General features: G+C 66.3%; 20 protein-coding genes and 1 tRNA gene. 15 read left to right on the plus strand and 6 right to left on the minus strand.

Annotated features, from left to right (window positions below; all coding sequences use genetic code 11):
• Nucleotides 1-20 precede the first annotated feature (20 nt).
• The 6 genes from ispE to hisC all read left to right on the plus strand — a co-directional run bounded on the left by ispE (nt 21) and on the right by hisC (nt 4,671).
• Nucleotides 21-902: a 4-(cytidine 5'-diphospho)-2-C-methyl-D-erythritol kinase gene (gene ispE, locus WT26_RS18500; protein ID WP_059531296.1), complete on the plus strand. Its 882-nt coding sequence runs from the start codon at nt 21-23 to the stop codon at nt 900-902.
• A gap of 58 nt (nt 903-960) precedes the next feature.
• A tRNA-Gln gene (locus WT26_RS18505) sits at nt 961-1,037 on the plus strand.
• A 44-nt stretch (nt 1,038-1,081) separates the two neighbouring features.
• Nucleotides 1,082-2,044: a ribose-phosphate pyrophosphokinase gene (locus tag WT26_RS18510; protein ID WP_059531299.1), complete on the plus strand. Its 963-nt coding sequence runs from the start codon at nt 1,082-1,084 to the stop codon at nt 2,042-2,044.
• A gap of 162 nt (nt 2,045-2,206) precedes the next feature.
• Entirely contained in the window at nt 2,207-2,812 is a 606-nt protein-coding gene (locus tag WT26_RS18515) for a 50S ribosomal protein L25/general stress protein Ctc (RefSeq protein ID WP_021163051.1), read from the plus strand.
• A 120-nt stretch (nt 2,813-2,932) separates the two neighbouring features.
• Nucleotides 2,933-3,532, plus strand: a complete 600-nt coding sequence (gene pth, locus WT26_RS18520; RefSeq protein ID WP_021163050.1) for an aminoacyl-tRNA hydrolase — start codon at nt 2,933-2,935, stop codon at nt 3,530-3,532.
• Between the two features lie 71 nt (nt 3,533-3,603).
• The gene (gene hisC, locus WT26_RS18525; protein ID WP_069273477.1) at nt 3,604-4,671 is read left to right on the plus strand and encodes a histidinol-phosphate transaminase; all 1,068 of its coding nucleotides are present in this window, start codon (nt 3,604-3,606) and stop codon (nt 4,669-4,671) included.
• 41 nt (nt 4,672-4,712) lie between these two features.
• On the opposite strand, the gene WT26_RS18530 is transcribed toward hisC, so the two are convergent.
• The 3 genes from WT26_RS18530 to rsmD form a co-directional block, all read right to left on the minus strand.
• The gene (locus WT26_RS18530; protein WP_069273478.1) at nt 4,713-4,982 is read right to left on the minus strand and encodes a YfhL family 4Fe-4S dicluster ferredoxin; all 270 of its coding nucleotides are present in this window, start codon (nt 4,980-4,982) and stop codon (nt 4,713-4,715) included.
• Nucleotides 4,983-5,041: 59 nt separating this feature from the next.
• The gene (gene coaD / locus WT26_RS18535) at nt 5,042-5,539 is read right to left on the minus strand and encodes a pantetheine-phosphate adenylyltransferase (protein WP_021163047.1); all 498 of its coding nucleotides are present in this window, start codon (nt 5,537-5,539) and stop codon (nt 5,042-5,044) included.
• 110 nt (nt 5,540-5,649) lie between these two features.
• Nucleotides 5,650-6,273 (minus strand): 16S rRNA (guanine(966)-N(2))-methyltransferase RsmD, encoded by a 624-nt coding sequence (rsmD, locus tag WT26_RS18540; protein WP_069273479.1) that lies wholly within the window; start codon nt 6,271-6,273, stop codon nt 5,650-5,652.
• Nucleotides 6,274-6,474: 201 nt separating this feature from the next.
• Between rsmD and ftsY the strand changes: the two genes are divergently transcribed.
• Nucleotides 6,475-7,647 (plus strand): signal recognition particle-docking protein FtsY, encoded by a 1,173-nt coding sequence (ftsY, locus tag WT26_RS18545; protein WP_069273480.1) that lies wholly within the window; start codon nt 6,475-6,477, stop codon nt 7,645-7,647.
• 75 nt (nt 7,648-7,722) lie between these two features.
• Here ftsY and maiA read toward each other — a convergent pair whose 3' ends face one another.
• Complete coding sequence (gene maiA / locus WT26_RS18550) at nt 7,723-8,367, minus strand: maleylacetoacetate isomerase (protein WP_059531311.1); 645 nt, start codon at nt 8,365-8,367, stop codon at nt 7,723-7,725.
• A gap of 244 nt (nt 8,368-8,611) precedes the next feature.
• Between maiA and ybiB the strand changes: the two genes are divergently transcribed.
• Together ybiB and leuA are read left to right on the plus strand one after the other, a co-directional pair.
• The gene (gene ybiB / locus WT26_RS18555; RefSeq protein ID WP_069273481.1) at nt 8,612-9,595 is read left to right on the plus strand and encodes a DNA-binding protein YbiB; all 984 of its coding nucleotides are present in this window, start codon (nt 8,612-8,614) and stop codon (nt 9,593-9,595) included.
• A 413-nt stretch (nt 9,596-10,008) separates the two neighbouring features.
• A complete protein-coding gene (leuA, locus tag WT26_RS18560; RefSeq protein ID WP_069273482.1) occupies nt 10,009-11,655 on the plus strand; it encodes a 2-isopropylmalate synthase in 1,647 nt (548 codons plus the stop codon).
• A gap of 152 nt (nt 11,656-11,807) precedes the next feature.
• Here leuA and WT26_RS18565 read toward each other — a convergent pair whose 3' ends face one another.
• Entirely contained in the window at nt 11,808-12,191 is a 384-nt protein-coding gene (locus WT26_RS18565) for a nuclear transport factor 2 family protein (protein WP_059531319.1), read from the minus strand.
• 45 nt (nt 12,192-12,236) lie between these two features.
• Nucleotides 12,237-12,803, minus strand: coding sequence for an acyloxyacyl hydrolase (locus WT26_RS18570; protein WP_069273483.1), 567 nt, complete (start codon nt 12,801-12,803; stop codon nt 12,237-12,239).
• A gap of 358 nt (nt 12,804-13,161) precedes the next feature.
• Here WT26_RS18570 and rpoH point away from each other — a divergent pair, with 358 nt between their 5' ends.
• The 6 genes from rpoH (at nt 13,162) to WT26_RS18600 (ending at nt 20,627) form a co-directional block, all read left to right on the plus strand.
• On the plus strand, nt 13,162-14,097 hold the full coding sequence (gene rpoH, locus WT26_RS18575; protein ID WP_059531324.1) for an RNA polymerase sigma factor RpoH: 936 nt from the start codon (nt 13,162-13,164) through the stop codon (nt 14,095-14,097).
• Between the two features lie 301 nt (nt 14,098-14,398).
• On the plus strand, nt 14,399-14,671 hold the full coding sequence (gene cydP / locus WT26_RS18580) for a cytochrome oxidase putative small subunit CydP (protein ID WP_420480943.1): 273 nt from the start codon (nt 14,399-14,401) through the stop codon (nt 14,669-14,671).
• Nucleotides 14,661-16,241: a cytochrome ubiquinol oxidase subunit I gene (locus WT26_RS18585; RefSeq protein ID WP_059531329.1), complete on the plus strand. Its 1,581-nt coding sequence runs from the start codon at nt 14,661-14,663 to the stop codon at nt 16,239-16,241. Before cydP ends, WT26_RS18585 begins: the two co-directional genes overlap by 11 nt.
• Before the next feature lie 31 nt (nt 16,242-16,272).
• Entirely contained in the window at nt 16,273-17,409 is a 1,137-nt protein-coding gene (cydB, locus tag WT26_RS18590; protein WP_069273485.1) for a cytochrome d ubiquinol oxidase subunit II, read from the plus strand.
• A 55-nt stretch (nt 17,410-17,464) separates the two neighbouring features.
• A complete protein-coding gene (gene cydX / locus WT26_RS18595) occupies nt 17,465-17,590 on the plus strand; it encodes a cytochrome bd-I oxidase subunit CydX (protein ID WP_069273486.1) in 126 nt (41 codons plus the stop codon).
• A 553-nt stretch (nt 17,591-18,143) separates the two neighbouring features.
• On the plus strand, nt 18,144-20,627 hold the full coding sequence (locus WT26_RS18600; RefSeq protein ID WP_069273487.1) for a family 20 glycosylhydrolase: 2,484 nt from the start codon (nt 18,144-18,146) through the stop codon (nt 20,625-20,627).
• Nucleotides 20,628-20,632: the final 5 nt, after the last annotated feature.

Consider the following 20,632-nt stretch of genomic DNA (forward strand, 5'->3'; position numbering starts at 1 on the left):
GGCCCAGCCCAGACATACGCATGACCGATTCGACCCGCTCGCTGCGCAATTGCCTTGCGCCCGCGAAACTCAACCTGTTCCTGCACATCACCGGCCGCCGTCCGAACGGCTATCACGATCTGCAGAGCGTGTTCCAGTTGCTGAACTGGGGCGACACGCTGCACTTCACGCTGCGCGACGACGGTCGCGTCGCGCGCGTCACCGACGTGCCCGGCGTGCCCGAGGAAAGCGACCTCGTCGTGCGCGCAGCCAACCTGCTGAAAGCGCATACGGGCACCGCACACGGCGTCGACATCGAGATCGACAAGCGCCTGCCGATGGGGGCCGGCCTCGGCGGCGGCAGCTCCGACGCGGCTACGACGCTGCTCGCGCTGAACCGCCTGTGGCAACTCGACGTGCCGCGCGCCGAGCTTCAGTCGCTCGCGGTCAAACTCGGTGCAGACGTCCCGTTTTTTATTTTTGGAAAAAATGCGTTCGCAGAGGGTATCGGAGAAGAATTAGCTGAGGTACAATTGCCGACTCGCTGGTTCCTGGTTGTGACGCCAAGCGTTCATGTCCCGACCGCTGAAATATTTTCAGATGAGTTGTTGACAAGAGATACGAAGCCCGTCACAATTGCTGACTTTCTTGCACAGCAAACCAGCGATGCGGGATGGCCAGACAGCTTCGGCCGGAACGATATGCAGGAAGTTGTAACAAGGAAGTACGCGGAAGTTGCGCAGGCGGTCAAATGGTTGTATAATCTGACCCCCGCGAGGATGACCGGCTCCGGAGCAAGCGTGTTTGCAGCGTTTCACAGCAAGCACGAGGCAGAAGCGGCGAAAGCCAAACTGCCCGCCAGTTGGAATGGTGCAGTTGCCGAGAGTCTGAACGAGCATCCGCTCTTCGCTTTCGCGTCATGAAGTTTTACTTTGCCGAACGGCCTACACGACGAGTTCGGTGAAGCAGTCAGTTAAGTGTAGGGGAGTCGCCAAGTTGGTCAAGGCACCGGATTTTGATTCCGGCATGCGAGGGTTCGAGTCCTTCCTCCCCTGCCAAAAATTTTCCCGCATTTCCCGCCCAAGCCTGAAGCAGGTGCACGATGAGCAGCCACAGCCATGATGGCCTGATGGTCTTTACTGGCAACGCGAATCCCGCGCTCGCCCAGGAAGTCGTCAAAATCCTTGGAATTCCCCTCGGCAAAGCAATGGTCAGCCGTTTCTCCGACGGCGAGATCCAGGTCGAGATCCAGGAAAACGTGCGTGGCAAGGACGTCTTCGTCCTGCAATCCACGTGCGCACCGACGAACGACAACCTGATGGAACTGATGATCATGGTCGATGCGCTCAAGCGCGCATCCGCCGGCCGGATCACTGCAGCCATCCCCTACTTCGGCTACGCCCGTCAGGATCGCCGCCCGCGTTCGGCGCGCGTCGCGATCTCGGCGAAGGTCGTCGCGAACATGCTGGAAATCGCCGGCGTCGAGCGGATCATCACGATGGATCTGCACGCCGACCAGATTCAAGGTTTCTTCGACATCCCGGTCGACAACATCTACGCAACGCCGATCCTGCTGGGTGACCTGCGCAAGCAGAACTACTCGGATCTGCTCGTCGTGTCGCCGGACGTCGGCGGCGTGGTGCGTGCCCGGGCACTCGCGAAGCAGCTCAACTGCGATCTCGCGATCATCGACAAGCGTCGCCCGAAGGCGAACGTCTCCGAAGTGATGAACATCATCGGTGAAGTCGAAGGCCGCACCTGCGTGATCATGGACGACATGGTCGATACGGCAGGCACGCTCTGCAAGGCCGCGCAAGTGCTGAAGGAGCGCGGCGCGAAGCAGGTTTTCGCATACGCGACGCACCCGGTGCTGTCGGGTGGCGCGGGTGATCGCATCGCCGCGTCGGCACTCGACGAGCTGGTGGTCACCGACACGATCCCGCTGTCCGCCGAATCGCTCGGCTGCTCGAAGATCCGTGCCCTGACGAGCGCGAGCCTGCTGGCCGAAACGTTCTCGCGGATCCGCCGCGGCGATTCGGTGATGTCGCTGTTCGCGGAATCCTGATCGCGAATCGACTGAAGAAAGCATGCGCAGAAAGCGAAGCGGCAACGCTTCGCTTTTTGCACAATCGGACGGGATAGACGAAACCCCGTCCGCTTTATCGGGGGCCGACATTTGACGGCCCCCGTTTTACTGCCTGGTCGCGGGCAGCCATTGGAGAATCATATGAAAGTCGTCGCTTTCGAGCGCCAACAGCAAGGTACGGGTGCGAGCCGCCGCCTGCGCAACGCCGGTAAGACCACGGGTATCGTTTACGGTGGCGAAGCAGCCCCGCAAAAGATCGAACTCGATCACAACGCCCTGTGGCACGCCCTGAAGAAGGAAGCTTTCCACTCGTCGATCCTCGACCTCGAAGTGGCCGGCCAGTCGCAACAGGTTCTGCTGCGCGACGTGCAATACCACCCGTTCAAGCAACTGGTGCTGCACGTGGACTTCCAGCGTGTTGACGCGAAGAAGAAGCTGCACACGAAGGCTCCGCTGCACTTCCTGAACGCTGAAATCAGCCCGGCCGTGAAGCTGTCGAGCGCGATCGTTTCGCACGTCGCGACGGAAATCGAAATCGAGTGCCTGCCGGCCGACCTGCCGGAGTTCCTCGAAGTCGACCTGTCGAAGATCGAAGCCGGCCAATCGCTGCACGCGAAGGACATCGCGCTGCCGAAGGGCGTCGCGCTGGTCGCGCACGTCGACGCGGAAAACCCGGTTGTCGCATCGGCGACGGTGCCGGCTGGTGCCGTGTCGGACGCAGCCGAAGGCGAAACGCCGGCTGCATAAGCGGCTGCCTACGCGCCCCATCGATCCGTTTTACGAAACGGTCGACGCAACCCGCCGCGGCTTGCCCGGCGGGTTTTTCTTTTTCTGCGCCCAGGCGGCCGCTGCCGCCTTCGAAACGTCATGATCAAACTGATCGTCGGCCTCGGCAATCCCGGGGCGGAATACACCGCGACGCGCCACAACGCCGGCTTCTGGCTGATCGACCAGCTCGCCCGCGAAGCAGGCGCGACGCTGCGCGACGAACGCCGCTTCCATGGCTTCTACGCGAAAGCACGCCTGCACGGCGAGGAAGTCCACCTGCTCGAGCCGCAAACCTACATGAACCGCTCCGGCCAGTCGGTCGTCGCGCTCGCGCAGTTCTTCAAGATCCTGCCCGACCAGATCCTCGTCGCACACGACGAGCTCGACCTGCCGCCCGGCACCGTGAAGCTGAAGCTCGGCGGCGGCAGCGGCGGCCACAACGGCCTGAAGGACATCACCGCACACCTGTCGTCGCAACAGTACTGGCGACTGCGGATCGGCATCGGCCATCCGCGCGACCTGATTCCGGAGAGCGCCCGCGCCGGCGCGAAGCCCGATGTCGCGAACTTCGTGCTGAAGCCGCCACGCCGCGAGGAACAGGACGTGATCGACGCGTCGATCGAACGCGCGCTCGCCGTGATGCCGATGGTCGTCAAGGGCGAACTCGACCGCGCGACGATGCAGCTGCATCGCAACTGAGCGCAGCCGCCGCGCGCACCGCATGCCGCGCATGAGGTAATCTCGTCGTTTTACCCGTCAGGAGTCGTGCGGTGAGCCGTTACTGGAGCGACGTCGTTCAGCAACTCGTGCCTTACGTGCCGGGCGAGCAGCCCGCGCTCGCACACCCGGTCAAGCTGAACACCAACGAGAATCCCTATCCGCCGTCGCCGCGTGTCGTCGCGGCGATCGCGCGCGAACTCGGCGCGACCGGCGACGCGCTGCGCCGCTATCCGGACCCGGTCGCACGCGCGCTGCGCGAGACGGTCGCGGCCCATCACCGCATCCAGCCCGAGCAGGTGTTCGTCGGCAACGGCTCCGACGAGGTGCTCGCGCACGCATTCCAGGCGCTGCTCAAGCACGACCGGCCGCTGCGCTTTCCCGACATCACGTACAGCTTCTATCCGACCTATGCACGCCTGTACGGCGTCGAGACGACGGTCGTGCCGCTCGCGGAGGATTTCTCGATCCGTGTCGACGACTATCTCGACGATGCGGGCGGCGTGCTGTTTCCGAACCCGAACGCGCCGACCGGGCGCGCGCTGCCGCTCGCGGATGTCGAGCGGATCGCGGCCGCGAATCCGTCGTCGGTCGTCGTGATCGACGAAGCCTATGTCGACTTCGGCGCGCAGTCGGCAATCTCGCTGATCGACCGCTACCCGAACCTGCTCGTCGTTCACACGACGTCGAAGGCGCGCTCGCTCGCGGGCATGCGCGTCGGTTTCGCCTTCGGCGATGCCGCGCTGATCGACGCGCTGAACCGCGTGAAGGACAGCTTCAACTCGTACCCGCTCGACCGCCTTGCGCAGGTCGCGGCGCGCGCCGCCTACGAGGACGACGCGTACTTCGACGCGACGTGCCGGCGCGTGATCGACAGCCGGACGCGGCTCACGCACGCGCTCGCCGCGCTCGGCTTCGACGTCGTGCCGTCGGCCGCGAATTTCGTGTTCGCGCGCCATCCCGCGCACGACGCGGCCACGCTGGCGACACGGCTCAAGAAGCGGGAAATTTTCGTGCGGCACTTCGGGCTGCCGCGAATCGACCAGCACCTGCGCATCACCGTCGGCACCGATGCCGAATGCGATGCGCTCGTCGCGGCGTTGCGCGAGCTGCTGGGCTGAAAACGGCGCGGGCGGCACGCGCCGCCCGGCCCTTCATTGCGTCACTGCTGCGCGTCGTCGCCCTTCACGGCGATCAACGCGTGATACTTCTCCATCAATTGCGCGTGCGACTCGTCATGCTGAGGATCGCGCGGAATGCATTCGACCGGACACACCTGCTGGCACTGCGGTTCGTCGAAATGGCCGACGCACTCGGTGCACTTGTTCGGGTCGATCACGTAGATGTCCGGGCCCATCGAAATCGCGCCGTTCGGGCACTCGGGCTCGCACACGTCGCAATTGATGCACTCGTCGGTAATCATCAAAGCCATACTGATCTCACTTCTTCAGGCCGGCGGCCGGCTTCGCGACGAAACCGGCCGGCGCCGCGTCACGCGGCAGGGCCTCCCATCGCCGTCACTTTCTCGGTCAGCCACTTCTCGACGGACGGGAACACGAACTTGCTGACATCGCCGCCCAACTGCGCGATTTCGCGCACGATCGTGCCCGAGATGAACTGGTACTGATCGGACGGCGTCATGAACATCGTCTCGACGTCGGGCAACAGATAGCGGTTCATCCCCGCCATCTGGAACTCATATTCGAAATCGGACACGGCACGCAGGCCGCGCACGATCACCCGTGCGTTGTTGGTGCGGACGAAGTCCTTCAGGAGGCCGGTGAAACTCATCACCTTCACGTTCGGGTAATGGCCGAGCACCTCGTTCGCAATCGTCAGACGTTCTTCCAGCGAGAAGAACGGCTTTTTCGCGCGGCTGTCGGCCACACCGACCACCAGCGTATCAAAAATGCTCGACGCACGCCGCACGAGGTCTTCGTGCCCGCGCGTCAGCGGATCGAACGTACCGGGATACACGGCGACTACCATGTCGCTCCTCCTGTCATCACGCAAACGGGATGGCAGCCGCGCGATGCGCACGCCGCTGCCGAGATGGGCATACGTCGCCTGTCGCACGTCGCCTCGTTTTGGAACGCGCATTATTCATCATTTTCGCGCCGCAGCAAATGATAGTGAACCGCACCGGCCTTGCCGTGCTTCACCACCTCCCAGCCCGCGAGCGCATCGTGCGCGGCCGGGTCGAGTTCCGCCCCCGTTTCGACGTACAGCGCGCCGCCCGCCGCGACGAGCGGCGCCGCCAGCGCGATCGCGCGATCGAGCACGGCCGGTTCGCCGAACGGCGGATCGAGAAACACGACGTCGAACGCGCCCGGCGTGAGCCCCGCCGCGAGCCGCAACGCATCCGCCTCCGCGACTTCGACCGCACGCGCGCCGAGCTTGTCCTTGATCGCACGCAACTGCTGCGCGGCGCGTGGATGGCGCTCGACCATCACGACGCTCGCCGCGCCGCGCGATGCGGCCTCGAAACCGAGCGCGCCCGTGCCCGCGAACAGGTCGAGGCAGCGGCGGCCTTCGAGATCCTGGCCGAGCCAGTTGAACAGCGTCTCGCGCACGCGATCGGGCGTCGGCCGCAGGCCGTCGAGATCGAGCACCGCGAGCGGCGTGCGTTTCCAGTCACCGCCGATGATGCGGATGGTATGCGGTTTGCCGCGGCTGGAAGGGGCCGCCGGGCGGCCGGAGGATGAACGGGATGAACGGGACATGCGGGAGGAATATCGAACGGAGGACCGGGCGCGAACGGGGCGCGCCGCCAAACAGGCGCACGTTACCACAGCGGCGGCGCGCACTGACGCGAGCGCCACGCCGCACTGATAAAATGCGAGGTTTCGGCTGTCGCGCGCGGCAGCCCGCACGCAGTCCGCGCCTTCCACGGCGACGGACCGCCCTCTTCCCGACGTCAGACCATGTTCAGCTTCTTCAAACGATTCAAGAAAACGCAGGAGCCGACGCCCGCGGAAGCGCCGTCGGCCGCCGAGCCGCAGGCGGACGCGCAGTCCGTCGACGCGCCCGCGCCGCAGCCGGCGCCGGCCCCGCGCGAATCCGCGCCTCCGACCGGCGGCGCGGCGCCGCAACCGGCCGCGCCGGCCGTCGTGATGACGGTCACGCCGACCAACGACGGCCGCGACGAAGTCGTCGAGACGGTCGAAATCGTTCCGCCGCCCGCCGTGGAGCCCAACGCGAAGAAGTCGTGGCTCGCCCGCCTGAAAACGGGGCTCGCCAAGACGGGCTCGAGCATCACCGGCGTCTTCGTCAACACGAAGATCGACGAGGATCTGTACGAGGAGCTCGAAACCGCGCTGCTGATGTCCGACGCGGGTGTCGACGCGACCGAGTACCTGCTCGGCGCGCTGCGCGAAAAGGTACGCGCGGGCCGCCTGACCGACCCGCAGCAGGTGAAGGCCGCGCTGCACGACCTGCTCGTCGAGTTGCTGACGCCGCTCGAGAAATCGCTGATGCTCGGCCGCGCACAGCCGCTCGTGATGATGATCACCGGCGTGAACGGTGCGGGCAAGACGACCAGCATCGGCAAGCTCGCAAAGCATCTGCAGAGCTTCGACCAGTCGGTACTGCTGGCCGCGGGCGACACGTTCCGCGCGGCCGCGCGCGAACAGCTGGCGGTCTGGGGCGAGCGCAACAACGTGACGGTCGTGCAGCAGGAAAGCGGCGATCCGGCCGCGGTGATTTTCGACGCGGTCAGCGCCGCGCGCGCGCGCAAGATCGACGTGATGATGGCCGACACGGCCGGCCGCCTGCCGACGCAGCTCCACCTGATGGAAGAGCTGAAGAAGGTGAAGCGCGTGATTTCGAAGGCACACGACGGCGCGCCGCACGAAGTGCTGCTGGTGATCGACGCGAACACCGGCCAGAACGCGCTCACGCAGGTCAAGGCGTTCGACGATGCGCTCGGCCTCACCGGCCTCATCGTCACGAAGCTCGACGGCACCGCGAAGGGCGGGATTCTCGCCGCGATCGCGCGGCAGCGCCCGGTGCCGGTCTACTTCATCGGCGTCGGCGAAAAGGTCGAGGATCTGCAGCCGTTCAGCGCGGTCGAATTCGCGGACGCGCTGCTCGGCTGAGCGCCGCGCATCCTGCCGCACACAGGGCGCCCGCGGGCGCCCTTTTTCATGCGGCTGACCCGTCCTTGGCCTGCCTCACTCGGCGTCGGGCTGCGCGCCGGGCTCGGCGGCCTTGAACGCATCGAACGTCGACGCATGGTCGACGATCCGCTGGATCGTCGGATAGCGCGTCGTGTCGATCGAGAAGCGGTTCGCGTTGAACACCTGCGGGACGAGGCACACGTCGGCGAGTGTCGGCGTGTCGCCGAAACACAGCTTGCCGGTGCGCGGATCGCTCGCGAGACGGGTCTCGAGCGTTTCGAAGCCCGCCTCGATCCAGTGCCGGTACCACGCATTCTTCGCCTCTTCGGGCACCTTCAGCGTGTGCTTCAGGTACTTCAGCACGCGCAGGTTGTTGAGCGGGTGAATTTCGCACGCGATCTGCAGCGCCACCGCACGCACATAGGCGCGGTCGACCGGCTGCTTCGGCAGCAGCGCCGGTTCCGGATGGGTCTCCTCGAGATATTCGATGATCGCGAGCGACTGCTGCAGCGTCGCGTCGCCGTCGATCAGCGTCGGCACGACCGCGTCCGGATTCAGCGCGCGGTATGCGTCCTTCAGTTGCTCGCCGCCGTCACGCAGCATGTGCACGGGAACATAGTCGAACGGCAACTGCTTCAGGTTCAGGGCGATCCGCACGCGGTACGACGCGGAACTGCGGAAATAGCTGTAAAGCTTCATGGGATGTCTCTCGTTGTCATGATCGGCCGGCGAACGCGCAGGCCGGAAACCGGCGTGCGCGGCACGGGCAGCGCGCGGCGGGCCGGCCGCCGAGGCCGAGGCCGACGCACGCGTCGCCGGATGCATCAGTGTAGCGCGCGGCGCCGCGCCTCCGCGCGCTTGCCGGATCCGCGCACATGCGATACTGGGAAGGTTCCTCACATCAGATGCGCGGCCCCGACGGCGGCCGCCCCACCCCGCTTCGATGACCGCTTCCCACGATCCCGCCGCCCGCCCGGCCGTTCCGTTCCCGTGCGCCCGCTTCATCAAGGAAATCGGCCGCGGCCCGCAAGGCGCACGCGCGCTGTCCGCCGAGGACACGTTCGAGCTCTATCGCGCGATGCTCGACGCGCGCGTGTCGGATGTCGAACTCGGTGCGATCCTGATCGCCTATCGGCTGAAGGGCGAATCCGCCGACGAGCTGGCCGCGATGCTCGCCGCCGCGCAGGCGTCGTTCGAGCCCGTGCACGTACAGGACGCGGCGTTCCGCCCCGTCGCGATCCCGAGCTACAACGGCGCGCGCAAGCAGCCGAACCTCGTGCCGCTGCTCGCGCTGCTGCTCGCGCGCGAAGGCGTGCCGGTGCTCGTGCATGGTGTCGAGCGCGATCCGGGCCGCGTGACGAGCGCCGAGATCTTCTCGGCGCTGTCGCTCGCGCCGTCGGCATCGCACGATGCGATCGAGGACACGCTTGCCGAGCGCCGCGTCGCGTTCGCGTCGATCGAGGTGCTGGCGCCGCGCATCGCCCGCCTGCTGTCGATGCGCCGCGTGCTCGGCGTGCGCAATTCGACGCACACGCTCGTGAAGATCCTGCAGCCGTTCGCACCGGCCGGCCTGCGGCTCGTCAACTACACGCACCCGCCGTACCGCGACAGCCTCGCGCAGCTGTTCCGCGACCATCCGGACGCCGCGCTCGGCGGCGCGCTGCTCGCGCGCGGAACCGAGGGCGAAGCCGTTGCCGACACGCGGCGCCAGGTGCAGGTCGACTGGCTGCACGACGGCGTGTGCGACACGCTGATCGAGGCCGAGCGCTCGTCGACCGATGCGCCCCCCGTCGCCCTGCCCGAATCGCGCGATGCGGCCACGACGGCCGCGTGGACGGACGCCGTATTGCGCGGCGAGGTGCCGGTGCCCGACACCGTCGCCCGCCAGGTCGCGACCATCGTGCGCATCGTCCGCCGCGGCGCCTGAGCGCGCAATGGCGCGCCGGACCCGTTCCGGCGCCGCCGCACGCGACGCACGCCATCCGACGCGCCCCATTTGACACGCGGGCGCATCCTGGCATAGAGTTGCCGTCATGCGTTCCTTTCCGAACACCCTCCGAATTACCTCCGGCCGCCTAGCGCGGCCGCTATCGCTACGACTAGCCTAAGGCTGTCGTAGCGCCGTGTGCTGTCCGCACGGTCCCTCCCAGCAGTTCCTCGCAGTACCCCTCTCGCAGTTTTTACAACCCGAAGTCGTCAGCATTCGTCCGTCTATCCGTCGGCCGATTCGCGAAGATCATCCGCATCCGCAGCACGCTTACGTGCCGCGGAGCGAGGCAGCGCCAACCGTCGCCCATGCCGCCCGTCTTCGCTCGCGACTTGAGACCCGAGGTCCAGAAGATGCAGCGCAATCCGCAAGACAAGTACCGTCCGTTCGAGCCCGTCCGCCTCAATGGCCGCAAATGGCCGTCGCGCACCATCGAGCGCGCGCCCGTGTGGATGAGCACCGACCTGCGCGACGGCAACCAGTCGCTGATCGAGCCGATGAGCATCGGGCAGAAGCTCGAATTCTTCGAGATGCTGGTCGCGATCGGGTTCAAGGAGATCGAAGTCGGTTTTCCGTCGGCGTCGCAAACCGACTTCGATTTCGTCCGCAAGCTGATCGACGACAAGCGCATTCCCGACGACGTGACGATCGAAGTGCTCGTGCAGGCGCGCGAAGACCTGATCGCACGCACGTTCGACGCGCTCGAAGGCGTGCCGCGCGCGATCGTGCACCTGTACAACGCGGTCTGCCCGTCGTTCCGCCGCATCGTGTTCGGGATGTCGAAGGCCGACGTGAAGGCGCTCGCGATCGACGGCACGCGCATCATCAAGGAGCACGCCGCCGCGCGCCCCGACACGCAGTGGACCTTCCAGTACTCGCCGGAAACCTTCAGCATGACCGAGCTGACGTTCGCCCGCGAGATCTGCGACGCGGTCGCGCAAACCTGGCGCCCGACCCGCGACCACAAGATGATCGTCAACCTGCCGGCCACCGTCGAAGCCGCGGGCCCGAACGTGTTCGCCGACCAGATCGAGTGGATGGACCGCAACCTCGCGTATCGCGACAGCATCGTGCTGTCCGTGCATCCGCACAACGACCGCGGCACCGCGGTCGCGGCGGCCGAGCTCGCGCTGCTCGCGGGCGCCGACCGCATCGAGGGCTGCCTGTTCGGCAACGGCGAGCGCACCGGCAACGTCGATCTCGTCACGCTCGCGCTGAATCTCTACACGCAGGGCATCGATCCGGGCCTCGATTTCTCCGACATCGACGCGGTGCGCCGCGTCGTCGAGCGCTGCAACCAGATTCCGGTGCATCCGCGCCACCCGTACGCGGGCGACCTCGTGTTCACCGCGTTCTCCGGTTCGCACCAGGACGCGATCCGCAAGGGCTTCGCGCAACAGCGCCCCGATGCGCCGTGGGAAGTCCCGTACCTGCCGATCGATCCGGCCGACCTCGGCCGCAGCTACGACGCGGTGATCCGCGTCAACAGCCAGTCCGGCAAGGGCGGCGCGACGTTCCTGCTCGAACGCGGGATGGGCTTCACGCCGACGCGGCGCGTGCAGATCGAATTCAGCCACGCGGTGCAGACGCTTGCCGACGCGTCGGGAGAGGAAGTGACGGGCGACGCGATCTGCGCGCTGTTCGCGCGCGAATTCTTCGAGACCGACGGGCCGGCCGCGCGCAGCGGCGGCAGCGCACGCTGGCGGAACCGAGACGTCGCGGGCGCCAGCGCGGCCGGCGCGACGCCCGACGAGGCGGCGCGGCGCGCGGCGGCGGCATTCGCGGACGCCGCCGGCGTCGCGATCGACATCGCTTCGTGCGAACACGCGCGCACGACGGACGGGCGGATCGCGGTATCGGTGGGCTGCCGGGTCGGCGATGCGCCGCTGCGGCACGGCGTCGGCCTGCACGCCGATACGGCGAGCGCCGCGCTCGACGCGCTTGTCAGCGCGATCAACCGCTCGGCCTGGCACTGCGCGGATCGCCGCGCGGCGGCCTGACGGCTTGAATCAGGGTTTGAATCAGGGTTTGAAGTAGGCCAGCGAGCGGTGCGAAACCGCCCGCGCAGCGTGCGATCCGCGCTGCGCGGGCCAGCAGGAAGCGGCCCAGAAGGGCGCTTCGGATGGGACACGAAAAGGAACGCGACGCGCGCTCATGCCTCGGTCGCGCACCGCGTCGCCTGCCACGCGAACAGGCTCCAGCGGCCCTGTTCGTGGGTGTGGACGGAGGTATACGCAATCGGGAAGACCAGGCCGCCGTTGTTCGTTTCCATCTCGATCAACGCACGCCCGGTGACGACGCAGGTTTCGTCGCCGACGGGCAACACATCCTGCGACTGGATTTCGATCTGGCGATAGCGGCGGCGGCCGGCGACGATGGCGTCGATGAACTGCTGCTTGGTTTCGCGTTTGCCGTTGGTGTGCACGAAGAACACCTTGTCCGACAAAAGCGCGCCGAGCGCCTCGCCGTCGCCGTCCACCATCGCCCGGAACCGATCGCGCTCGAGCGCGCGGATCGCATCGATCACCTTCGCCATCGCCTGACTCCTCGGCAACGCGCACGCCGTGCGCGGGCATGCGGATCAGAAGTTGTACTGCACGTAGAACTGGTGGAAATTTATACCAGGATTCGGCTCTTTGATACCCGCGTTAGACACATGTTCAAAACGGTAGCCGACCTGATACTGTTGCCGTTGGCCGAACTGCACGCCGACGCCCGCCACGTCGGCGAACTGGAACGCGGTCGACATCGACAGATCGTTCGAAATCGTCGGATGAGACAGCAGGCGGATGCCGGCGCCGGCTTCGACGTACGGGCGGACCGCGCCCGCGCTCTTGATGAAGCGGAACAACGGCGTCACGCCGAACTCCCAGATGCTCGTGTGGACGTTGCCGTTCGTATGCCAGTAGCTGACGTTGCCCTCCATCACGAACGCGAAGTGCCAGCCGCCCAATTCCCACCAGTTCCAGCCCGGATCCCACACCACGCCGAGATCGCCCTTGTCGACCCCGTGACGATCCGAAAAACCGCCGCCCGCCTGAATCCCCCATCGATCCGCCAGCGCTGCCCCCGAACCGCCCAGCAGCGACGCCGCCAGGACCGCATGCAACGCAAGCCGGCTCCGCCGCCGACCGTTCTTATTGTTCATCTGACACTCCAACTTTGTGGGTTGAATGGAACCTGCCGCTTCGGCCGGCTCGAGCGAACTGAATGGTATGGTAAAGGACTTTTCGGATCGGCATCACAAAGCGAAATGGCTTCCTTCCAAAACCACAAAAATTGAAATCGTCTACTGATTCTCATGAAAAACAACAGGTTACGGAACTTGCGGGCATTCGAGCGGTCATGCCTAATACTATCAATATCGCCAGATCGATAGAAAAACGGGAACTCCAAAGCCCGCATCCCCTCTAAGGAATTAGCACTCATCTTGCGGGAGTGCTAAGATGCCCCACGGAATCTCATTCGAGACCGGGGGTTTGTCCCTGATTCCAAAGGAGTTTTTAGTGAGCAACGCCCTGACCCTCCCGAACACCCTGAGCCCGGCGCCGGCCAAGGCCGAATCGGCAGGCTCGCTGGCGCTCGCAGCTCAATCGATGTTGCCGGGCCAGCTTGGCAACATCGACGCGTATATCCAGGCCGTCAATCGCATTCCGCTGCTGACGGCCGAAGAGGAACGCCAGTACGCAACCGAATTCCGCGAAGACAACAATCTCGACTCGGCACGCCGCCTCGTGCTGTCGCACCTGCGGCTCGTCGTGTCGATCGCGCGCAACTATCTCGGCTACGGCCTGCCGCACGGCGACCTGATCCAGGAAGGCAACATCGGCCTGATGAAGGCCGTGAAGCGCTTCGATCCGGCCCAGAACGTGCGTCTCGTGTCGTACGCGATCCACTGGATCAAGGCCGAGATCCACGAGTACATCCTGCGCAATTGGCGCATGGTGAAGGTCGCGACGACGAAGGCGCAGCGCAAGCTGTTCTTCAACCTGCGCAGCCACAAGAAGAGCATGCAGGCGATGACGCCCGAGGAAATCGACGGCCTCGCGCAAGAGCTCAACGTCAAGCGTGAAGACGTGACCGAAATGGAAACGCGCCTGTCGGGCGGCGATATCGCGCTCGAAGGGCAGGTCGAAGACGGCGAGGAGTCGTACGCACCGATCGCCTACCTGGCCGACTCGCACAACGAACCGACCGCCGTGCTCGCCGCGCGTCAGCGCGACTCGCTGCAGACGGACGGCATCGCGCAGGCACTCGACGCGCTCGACGCACGCAGCCGCCGCATCATCGAGGCCCGCTGGCTGCACGTCGACGACGACGGCTCGGGCGGCTCGACGCTGCACGATCTCGCCGCCGAGTTCGGCGTGTCGGCGGAACGTATCCGCCAGATCGAGGCGAGCGCGATGAAAAAGATGCGCACCGCCCTCGCCGAATACGCGTAACGCCCGCTGAATTAAAACGCTTCATCGAAAACCGCTGCCCGACCGGCAGCGGTTTTTTTTCGCCCATAAATTGACCAATTCAATCGGGTATTCACCCAAACGCCGGCTGTTCCGCCGATGCTTGATCTAGCTCAAGTTTCGACGATCACTTCGCGACGGTCTGCCGCAGCGCAGCACTCCGCACGTCACTGACGTCCTCTTAAAATTGATTCGTCAGGCGCAAAAGGATTAAAACAGCTTCACGGCCGTCATAAATCCGACGTAAAGTCGCCCCAATTCCGACCTAAATCGATTCAGGATAATCGCCTTGATCTCGATCAATAAAAAGCCCGCGCCCACGGGCGGCGCGACCGGCTGGCGCGCTCGCATCGCCGCGTGGGCACGCGGACCGACCCTCGCCCGCGACATCACCCTGGTGCTGATCGTCAAGCTGATCCTCCTGATGTCGCTCAAATACGCATTCTTCAATCATCCGCAGGCCGAGCACATGTCGCTTCCGCCTGCCGCCGTCGCCGAGAAGCTGCTCTCGGTGCCGGCGCCTGCACCCACCGAGGGAGACCACCATGATAAGTAGCGAAGTCGTCGATCTGTCGCGTCTGCAGTTCGGCATCACGGCGCTCTACCACTTCCTGTTCGTGCCGCTGACGCTCGGCCTGTCCTGGCTGCTCGTCATCATGGAAGCCGTCTACGTGATGACCGGCAAACAGGTCTACAAGGACATGACCCAGTTCTGGGGCAAGCTGTTCGGGATCAACTTCGCGATGGGCGTGACGACCGGCATCACGCTCGAATTCCAGTTCGGCACGAACTGGTCGTACTACTCGCACTATGTCGGCGACATCTTCGGCGTGCCGCTCGCGGTCGAAGGCCTGATGGCGTTCTTCCTCGAATCGACGTTCGTCGGCCTGTTCTTCTTCGGCTGGAACCGCCTGTCGAAGGTCAAGCACCTGATGGTCACGTTCCTCGTCGCGCTGGGCTCGAACCTGTCCGCGCTGTGGATCCTCGTCGCGAACGGCTGGATGAACAACCCGGTCGGCGCCGAGTTCAACTACCAGACGATGCGCATGGAACTGACGAACCTGTTCGACGTGCTGTTCAACCCGGTCGCGCAGGTGAAGTTCGTGCACACCGTGTCGGCCGGCTACGTGACGGCCGCGATGTTCGTGCTCGGCATCTCGTCGTGGTACCTGCTGAAGAAGCGCGACACCGACTTCGCACTGCGCTCGTTCGCGGTCGCGGCCGGCTTCGGTCTGGCGTCGACGCTCTGCGTGATCGTGCTCGGCGACGAATCGGGCTACACGACCGGCGAAGTGCAGAAGATGAAGCTCGCCGCGATCGAATCGGAATGGGAAACCCAGCCGGCGCCGGCCTCGTTCACGCTGATCGGCATCCCGAACCAGAAGGAAGAGCGCACCGACTACGCGATCAAGATCCCGTACGCGCTCGGCCTGATCGCGACGCGCTCGATCGACGAGCCGGTGATCGGCCTGCGCGAACTCGCGAAGCGCAGCGAGGAGCACATCCAGAGCGGGATGGTCGCGTACGGCGCATTGCAGAAGATCAAGGAAGGCGACACGAGCGATGCGACCCGCGCACTGTTCGACCAGCACAAGCAGTATCTCGGCTACGGGTTGATGCTCAAGCAGTTCACGCCGAACGTGGTCGATGCGACGCCGGAGCAGATCAAGGCCGCCGCGAAGAAGACGATCCCGCCGGTCGCGCCCGTGTTCTTCTCGTTCCGGATCATGGTGTTCCTCGGCTTCCTGTTCCTCGCGACCTTCGTCGCCGCGTTCTGGCTCTGTGCGCGCCGGCAGCTGCTGCAGGACAACCGCCGCTGGTTCCTGCGCTATGCGGTGTGGGCGATCCCGCTGCCGTGGCTCGCCGCGGAATTCGGCTGGGTCGTCGCCGAGCTCGGCCGCCAGCCGTGGACGATCGCGGGCATCCTGCCGACGCATCTGTCCGCGTCCAGCCTGACGTCGACGGACCTGTACCTGAGCCTCGCCGGTTTCATCGCGTTCTACACCGCGCTGTTCGTCATCGAGATCAAGCTGATGTTCAAGTACGCGCGCCTCGGCCCGTCGTCGCTGCACACCGGCCGCTATCACCACGAACTCGCGGCCGCCAGCGAGCGCGCCCCGGCCTGAGCACGCACCTGAAACGGAACAAGGAATCGCTATGGACTATGCAACTCTCAAGCTGATCTGGTGGCTGCTCGTCGGCGTGCTGCTGATCGGCTTCGCCGTCACCGACGGCTTCGACATGGGCGCGACCGCGCTGCTGCCGTTCCTCGGCAAGACCGACGACGAACGCCGCATCATCGTCAACACCGTCGGTGCGACGTGGGAAGGCAACCAGGTGTGGCTGATCACGGCCGGCGGCGCGATGTTCGCGGCCTGGCCGCTCGTCTACGCGGCGTCGTTCTCCGGCTTCTACTTCGCGATGCTGCTCGTGCTGTTCGCGTTGTTCTTCCGGCCGGTGGGCTTCGACTACCGCAGCAAGCGCCCCGACCCGCGCTGGCGCGCGGGCTGGGACTGGGGCCTGTTCGTCGGCGGTTTCGTGCCGGCGCTCGTGTTCGGCGTCGCGTTCGGCAACCTGCTGCAAGGCGTGCCGTTCAAGTTCGACAGCGACCTGCGCGTGACCTATTACGGCGGCTTCTGGGCGCTGCTGAACCCGTTCGCGCTGCTGTGCGGGCTCGTCAGCCTCACGATGCTCGTTGCGCACGGTGCGGCCTTCATCAAGATGAAGACCGAAGGCGTGATCGCGCGCCGCGCGTCGGTCGCGCTGCGCGTGGCGTCGCTCCTCGCGGTCGTGCTGTTCGTGCTGGCCGGCGTGCTGATCGCGTCGACCATCGGCGGCTTCCACATCACGCACGCCGCGCCGACCGATACGGTCGCGAACCCGCTGCTCAAGGACGTCGCCGCGGGCTCGGGCCTGTGGCTCGCGAACTACGGCGAATTCCCGTGGATGATCGCGGCGCCCGTCGTCGGGATCGCGGGCGGCCTGCTGGCGATGCTGCTCGCCGGCTCGCGCCTCGAGAAGACGGCGTTCTTCTGCACCGGCCTGATGATCGTCGGCGTGATCCTGACCGCCGGCTTCTCGATGTTCCCGTTCATCATGCCGTCGTCGCTCGACCCGAAGAGCAGCCTGACCGTGTGGGATTCGACGTCGAGCCACATGACGCTGCAGGTGATGCTGTTCGCGGTGATCGTGTTCCTGCCGCTCATCCTGCTCTACACGAGCTGGGTGTATCGCGTGATGCGCGGCAAGGTCACGCGCGAGGTGCTCGAAGAGAACAAGCATTCGATGTATTGAACCCGGCCGGGGTGCGCAGGCGCCCCGCCGCCCCCGTTTCGCAAGGAGTCGGATCATGTGGTATTTCAGCTGGATTCTCGGTATCGGCGTCGCGCTGTCGTTCGGCATCGTCAATGCGATGTGGCTCGAAGCGCAGCCGAAGCGCGTCGCGCCGGCCGGCGCGAAAGCCGACCGGGCCTGATGCGGCGGCGGCCGCCGCCGCGCACGCCCGGACGACATGCGCCGGGCGCGCCGGACGGATCGTCCGTCCCGCAGCAGCCAACCTCGCCTCGCGCGAGGTTTTTTTTCGCCTGCGCCAGCCGCCTCGCGTCGCCCCCACGTCAAAATTCAATGCCACTCTGGAACCAAATTAATACCACTTGAATACCAATAAAAGGTTTCATAAGATCTTTCACGCGGCCGTCCACGGGCCGCGTCCACTTGGGTGGAGGAGACATGAAAGATCACCGCTTGGGCCCCCGCGGCGCCACGCCGAACCGTGAGCGTCCGGGGACCGGCCGCGCCGCCGCGCCCATCGACATGCGCCGCTCATGAACGCGCACGGCCGGCGCGCGTGCCGCGAACCTGATCCGTAGCGCTCGGCACCGCGCGCCTTATGCACGCCTTGCGCACTTCTTCGTGCCCCCTCGCCCGCGCGCGGCCCCCAGCCTTTCCCCGCAGCCTCCTTGAAAGACCCGATCGCAGCGACGTAATCCCACGGCGTCGTATCGCCGAACTTTTTTTGAGGAATCCCCATGAATCGAATCCTGCATTCCCTGTGCGCCGGCGCGCTGATCGCGGCGGCGCTGTCGCCGGCCGCGTCGCCCGCGCAGACGCCCGTGCGCGCGACGCCCGGCGCGAGCGCGAACGCCGCCCCGCCGACGCCCGCCGGGCTCGCGGCGCGGCTGTCGAACGGCCTCGCGCTGCGCGTCGCCGTCGACAACAATCACGCGGCCTCGGCGGGCGTGCCGTGCGCCGACCTCGGCGCCGACGGCGCGGCCTGCGCGACCGGCCGCCTGATCCTGCAGAACCGCGGCCACCAGGCGATCGCCGACGGCGGCTGGAAGCTCTACCTGCACAGCATCCGCCGCCTGCTGCGAATCGATCGCCCCGGCTTCGCGCTGCGGCGGCTCACCGGCGACCTGTACGAACTGACACCGCAACCCGGCTCGGTGCGGCTTGCACCGGGCGAACGCATCGAACTGCCGTTCGTCGCCGAATACTGGCTGCTGCGCTACAGCGACGTGATCCCGCGCCCGTACGTGGTCGTCGATGGCGCACCGCCCGCCGTGCTCCGCTACGACGACACCGACGACGAGCTGCGCTACGTCGAATCGCTGCCGGCCGACGCGCAGAACAACTCGACGGGCAACGCGCCGCCCGTGGCCGCGCGGCCCGACCCGAGCCGCGCGCTGCCGAGCGTGAAGCGGCAGCGCATGCTGGGCGGCACGCTCGAGCTGCGCGGTGTCGAGCTCGCGCTGCCGGAGCTCCCGTCCGCACAAGTGGCGGCGTTGCGCGAGCGCGCGACGACGCTCGGGCTCGACGGCGCGCGCGTGCCGGTGCGGGGTGCCGTCGCGCCGCGCCGGCTGCCGGCCGACATCGCGACGCCGGGCGGCTACCGGCTCGCGATCGGGCCGCGCGGCGTGCTGATCGAGGGCTACGATCGCGCCGGCCTCTACTACGGCGTGCAGACGCTCTACTCGCTCGCACCGGCCGGCGGCGGCCCGATCCCGGCGATGCTCGTCGAGGACGCGCCGCGCTTCACGCATCGCGGAATGCACGTCGACCTCGCCCGCAACTTCAAGCATCCGGCGACGCTGCGCCGCCTGATCGACCAGATGAGCGCGTACAAGCTCAATCGCCTGCACCTGCATCTGTCGGACGACGAGGGCTGGCGCATCGAGATTCCCGGCCTGCCCGAACTGACCGCGATCGGTTCGCGCCGCTGCCACGACCCGAGCGAGACGCGCTGCCTGCTGCCGCAGCTCGGCTCCGGCCCGGACAACCGCTCGGGCGGCGGCTACCTGAGCCGCGACGACTACGTGGCGCTCGTGCGCTACGCGGCCGCGCATTTCGTCGAGATCATCCCCGAGATCGACATGCCCGCGCATGCGCGGGCAGCCGTCGTGACGATGGAGGCACGATACCGGCGGCTGCATGCGGCCGGGCGCGAGCAGGAAGCGAACGCCTACCGGCTGCTCGATCCGCAGGACACGTCGAACCTGACGACGGTGCAGTTCTACGACCGCCGCAGCGACCTGAACCCGTGCGTGCCGGGCGCGCTCAATTTCGCGTCGAAGGTGATCCGCGAGATCGCGGCGATGCATGCGGATGCGCAGGCGCCGCTGCACATCTGGCATTACGGCGGCGACGAGGCCAAGAACATCTTCCTCGGCGGAGGCTTCCAGCCGCTGAACGGCACCGATCCGAACAAGGGGCGCATCGATCTCGCCGCGCAGGACAAGCCGTGGGCGCGTTCGCCCGCATGCACGGCGCTGCTCCAGCGCGGCGAGATCAAGTCGATCGACGAGCTGCCGACGCGTTTCGCGCAGCAGGTGAGCGCGGCGGTCAGCGCGAACGGGATCGACACGATGGCCGCGTGGCAGGACGGCATCAAGCATGCGAACGGGCCGCAGGACTTCGGCACGCGCCACGTGATGGTGTCGCTGTGGGACACGATCTTCTGGGGGGCGTCGGACAGCGCGCGCGACCTGAGCGGCAAGGGCTATCTGACGGTGCTCGCGCTGCCCGACTACCTGTACTTCGACTTCCCGTACACGCTCAACCCGCGCGAGCGCGGTTACTACTGGGGCTCGCATGCGACGGACGAGTACAAGGTGTTCTCGCTCGCGCCGGAGAACCTGCCGCAGAATGCCGAAGTGATGGGCGACCGTGACGGCAACCCGTTCGAGGTCACCGGCACGGGCCCCGCACCGCGCATCGAGGGCATGCAGGGGCAGGCGTGGGGCGAGGTGATGCGCAACGACACCTTCCTCGAATACATGGCCTATCCGCGGCTGCTCGCGCTCGCCGAGCGCGCGTGGCACCGCGCCGACTGGGAACTGCCGTATGCGGCCGGCGTGCGCTACAAGCGCGGCGACACGCATCACGTCGACACGGCCGCGCTGCAGCGCGACTGGGCCGGTTTCGCGACGCTGCTCACGCAACGCGAATTGCCGAAGCTCGACCGGGCCGGTGTCGGCTACCGGAAGCCGACCTTCACGCTGACGAACGAGTGAGCGGC

It is taken from the genome of Burkholderia cepacia (genome assembly GCF_001718835.1).
Taxonomy (GTDB): domain Bacteria; phylum Pseudomonadota; class Gammaproteobacteria; order Burkholderiales; family Burkholderiaceae; genus Burkholderia; species Burkholderia cepacia_F.

What these genes read in the sequence shown, in the direction of transcription:
- ispE (WP_059531296.1), top strand. Translation starts at nt 21, where the DNA reads ATGACCGATTCGACCCGCTCGCTGCGCAATTGCCTTGCGCCCGCGAAA.
- WT26_RS18510 (WP_059531299.1), top strand. Translation starts at nt 1,082, where the DNA reads ATGAGCAGCCACAGCCATGATGGCCTGATGGTCTTTACTGGCAACGCG.
- WT26_RS18515 (WP_021163051.1), top strand. Translation starts at nt 2,207, where the DNA reads ATGAAAGTCGTCGCTTTCGAGCGCCAACAGCAAGGTACGGGTGCGAGC.
- pth (WP_021163050.1), top strand. Translation starts at nt 2,933, where the DNA reads ATGATCAAACTGATCGTCGGCCTCGGCAATCCCGGGGCGGAATACACC.
- WT26_RS18530 (WP_069273478.1), bottom strand. Translation starts at nt 4,982, where the DNA reads ATGGCTTTGATGATTACCGACGAGTGCATCAATTGCGACGTGTGCGAG.
- coaD (WP_021163047.1), bottom strand. Translation starts at nt 5,539, where the DNA reads ATGGTAGTCGCCGTGTATCCCGGTACGTTCGATCCGCTGACGCGCGGG.
- rsmD (WP_069273479.1), bottom strand. Translation starts at nt 6,273, where the DNA reads ATGTCCCGTTCATCCCGTTCATCCTCCGGCCGCCCGGCGGCCCCTTCC.
- ftsY (WP_069273480.1), top strand. Translation starts at nt 6,475, where the DNA reads ATGTTCAGCTTCTTCAAACGATTCAAGAAAACGCAGGAGCCGACGCCC.
- maiA (WP_059531311.1), bottom strand. Translation starts at nt 8,367, where the DNA reads ATGAAGCTTTACAGCTATTTCCGCAGTTCCGCGTCGTACCGCGTGCGG.
- ybiB (WP_069273481.1), top strand. Translation starts at nt 8,612, where the DNA reads ATGACCGCTTCCCACGATCCCGCCGCCCGCCCGGCCGTTCCGTTCCCG.
- leuA (WP_069273482.1), top strand. Translation starts at nt 10,009, where the DNA reads ATGCAGCGCAATCCGCAAGACAAGTACCGTCCGTTCGAGCCCGTCCGC.
- WT26_RS18565 (WP_059531319.1), bottom strand. Translation starts at nt 12,191, where the DNA reads ATGGCGAAGGTGATCGATGCGATCCGCGCGCTCGAGCGCGATCGGTTC.
- WT26_RS18570 (WP_069273483.1), bottom strand. Translation starts at nt 12,803, where the DNA reads ATGAACAATAAGAACGGTCGGCGGCGGAGCCGGCTTGCGTTGCATGCG.
- WT26_RS18585 (WP_059531329.1), top strand. Translation starts at nt 14,661, where the DNA reads ATGATAAGTAGCGAAGTCGTCGATCTGTCGCGTCTGCAGTTCGGCATC.
- cydB (WP_069273485.1), top strand. Translation starts at nt 16,273, where the DNA reads ATGGACTATGCAACTCTCAAGCTGATCTGGTGGCTGCTCGTCGGCGTG.
- cydX (WP_069273486.1), top strand. Translation starts at nt 17,465, where the DNA reads ATGTGGTATTTCAGCTGGATTCTCGGTATCGGCGTCGCGCTGTCGTTC.
- WT26_RS18600 (WP_069273487.1), top strand. Translation starts at nt 18,144, where the DNA reads ATGAATCGAATCCTGCATTCCCTGTGCGCCGGCGCGCTGATCGCGGCG.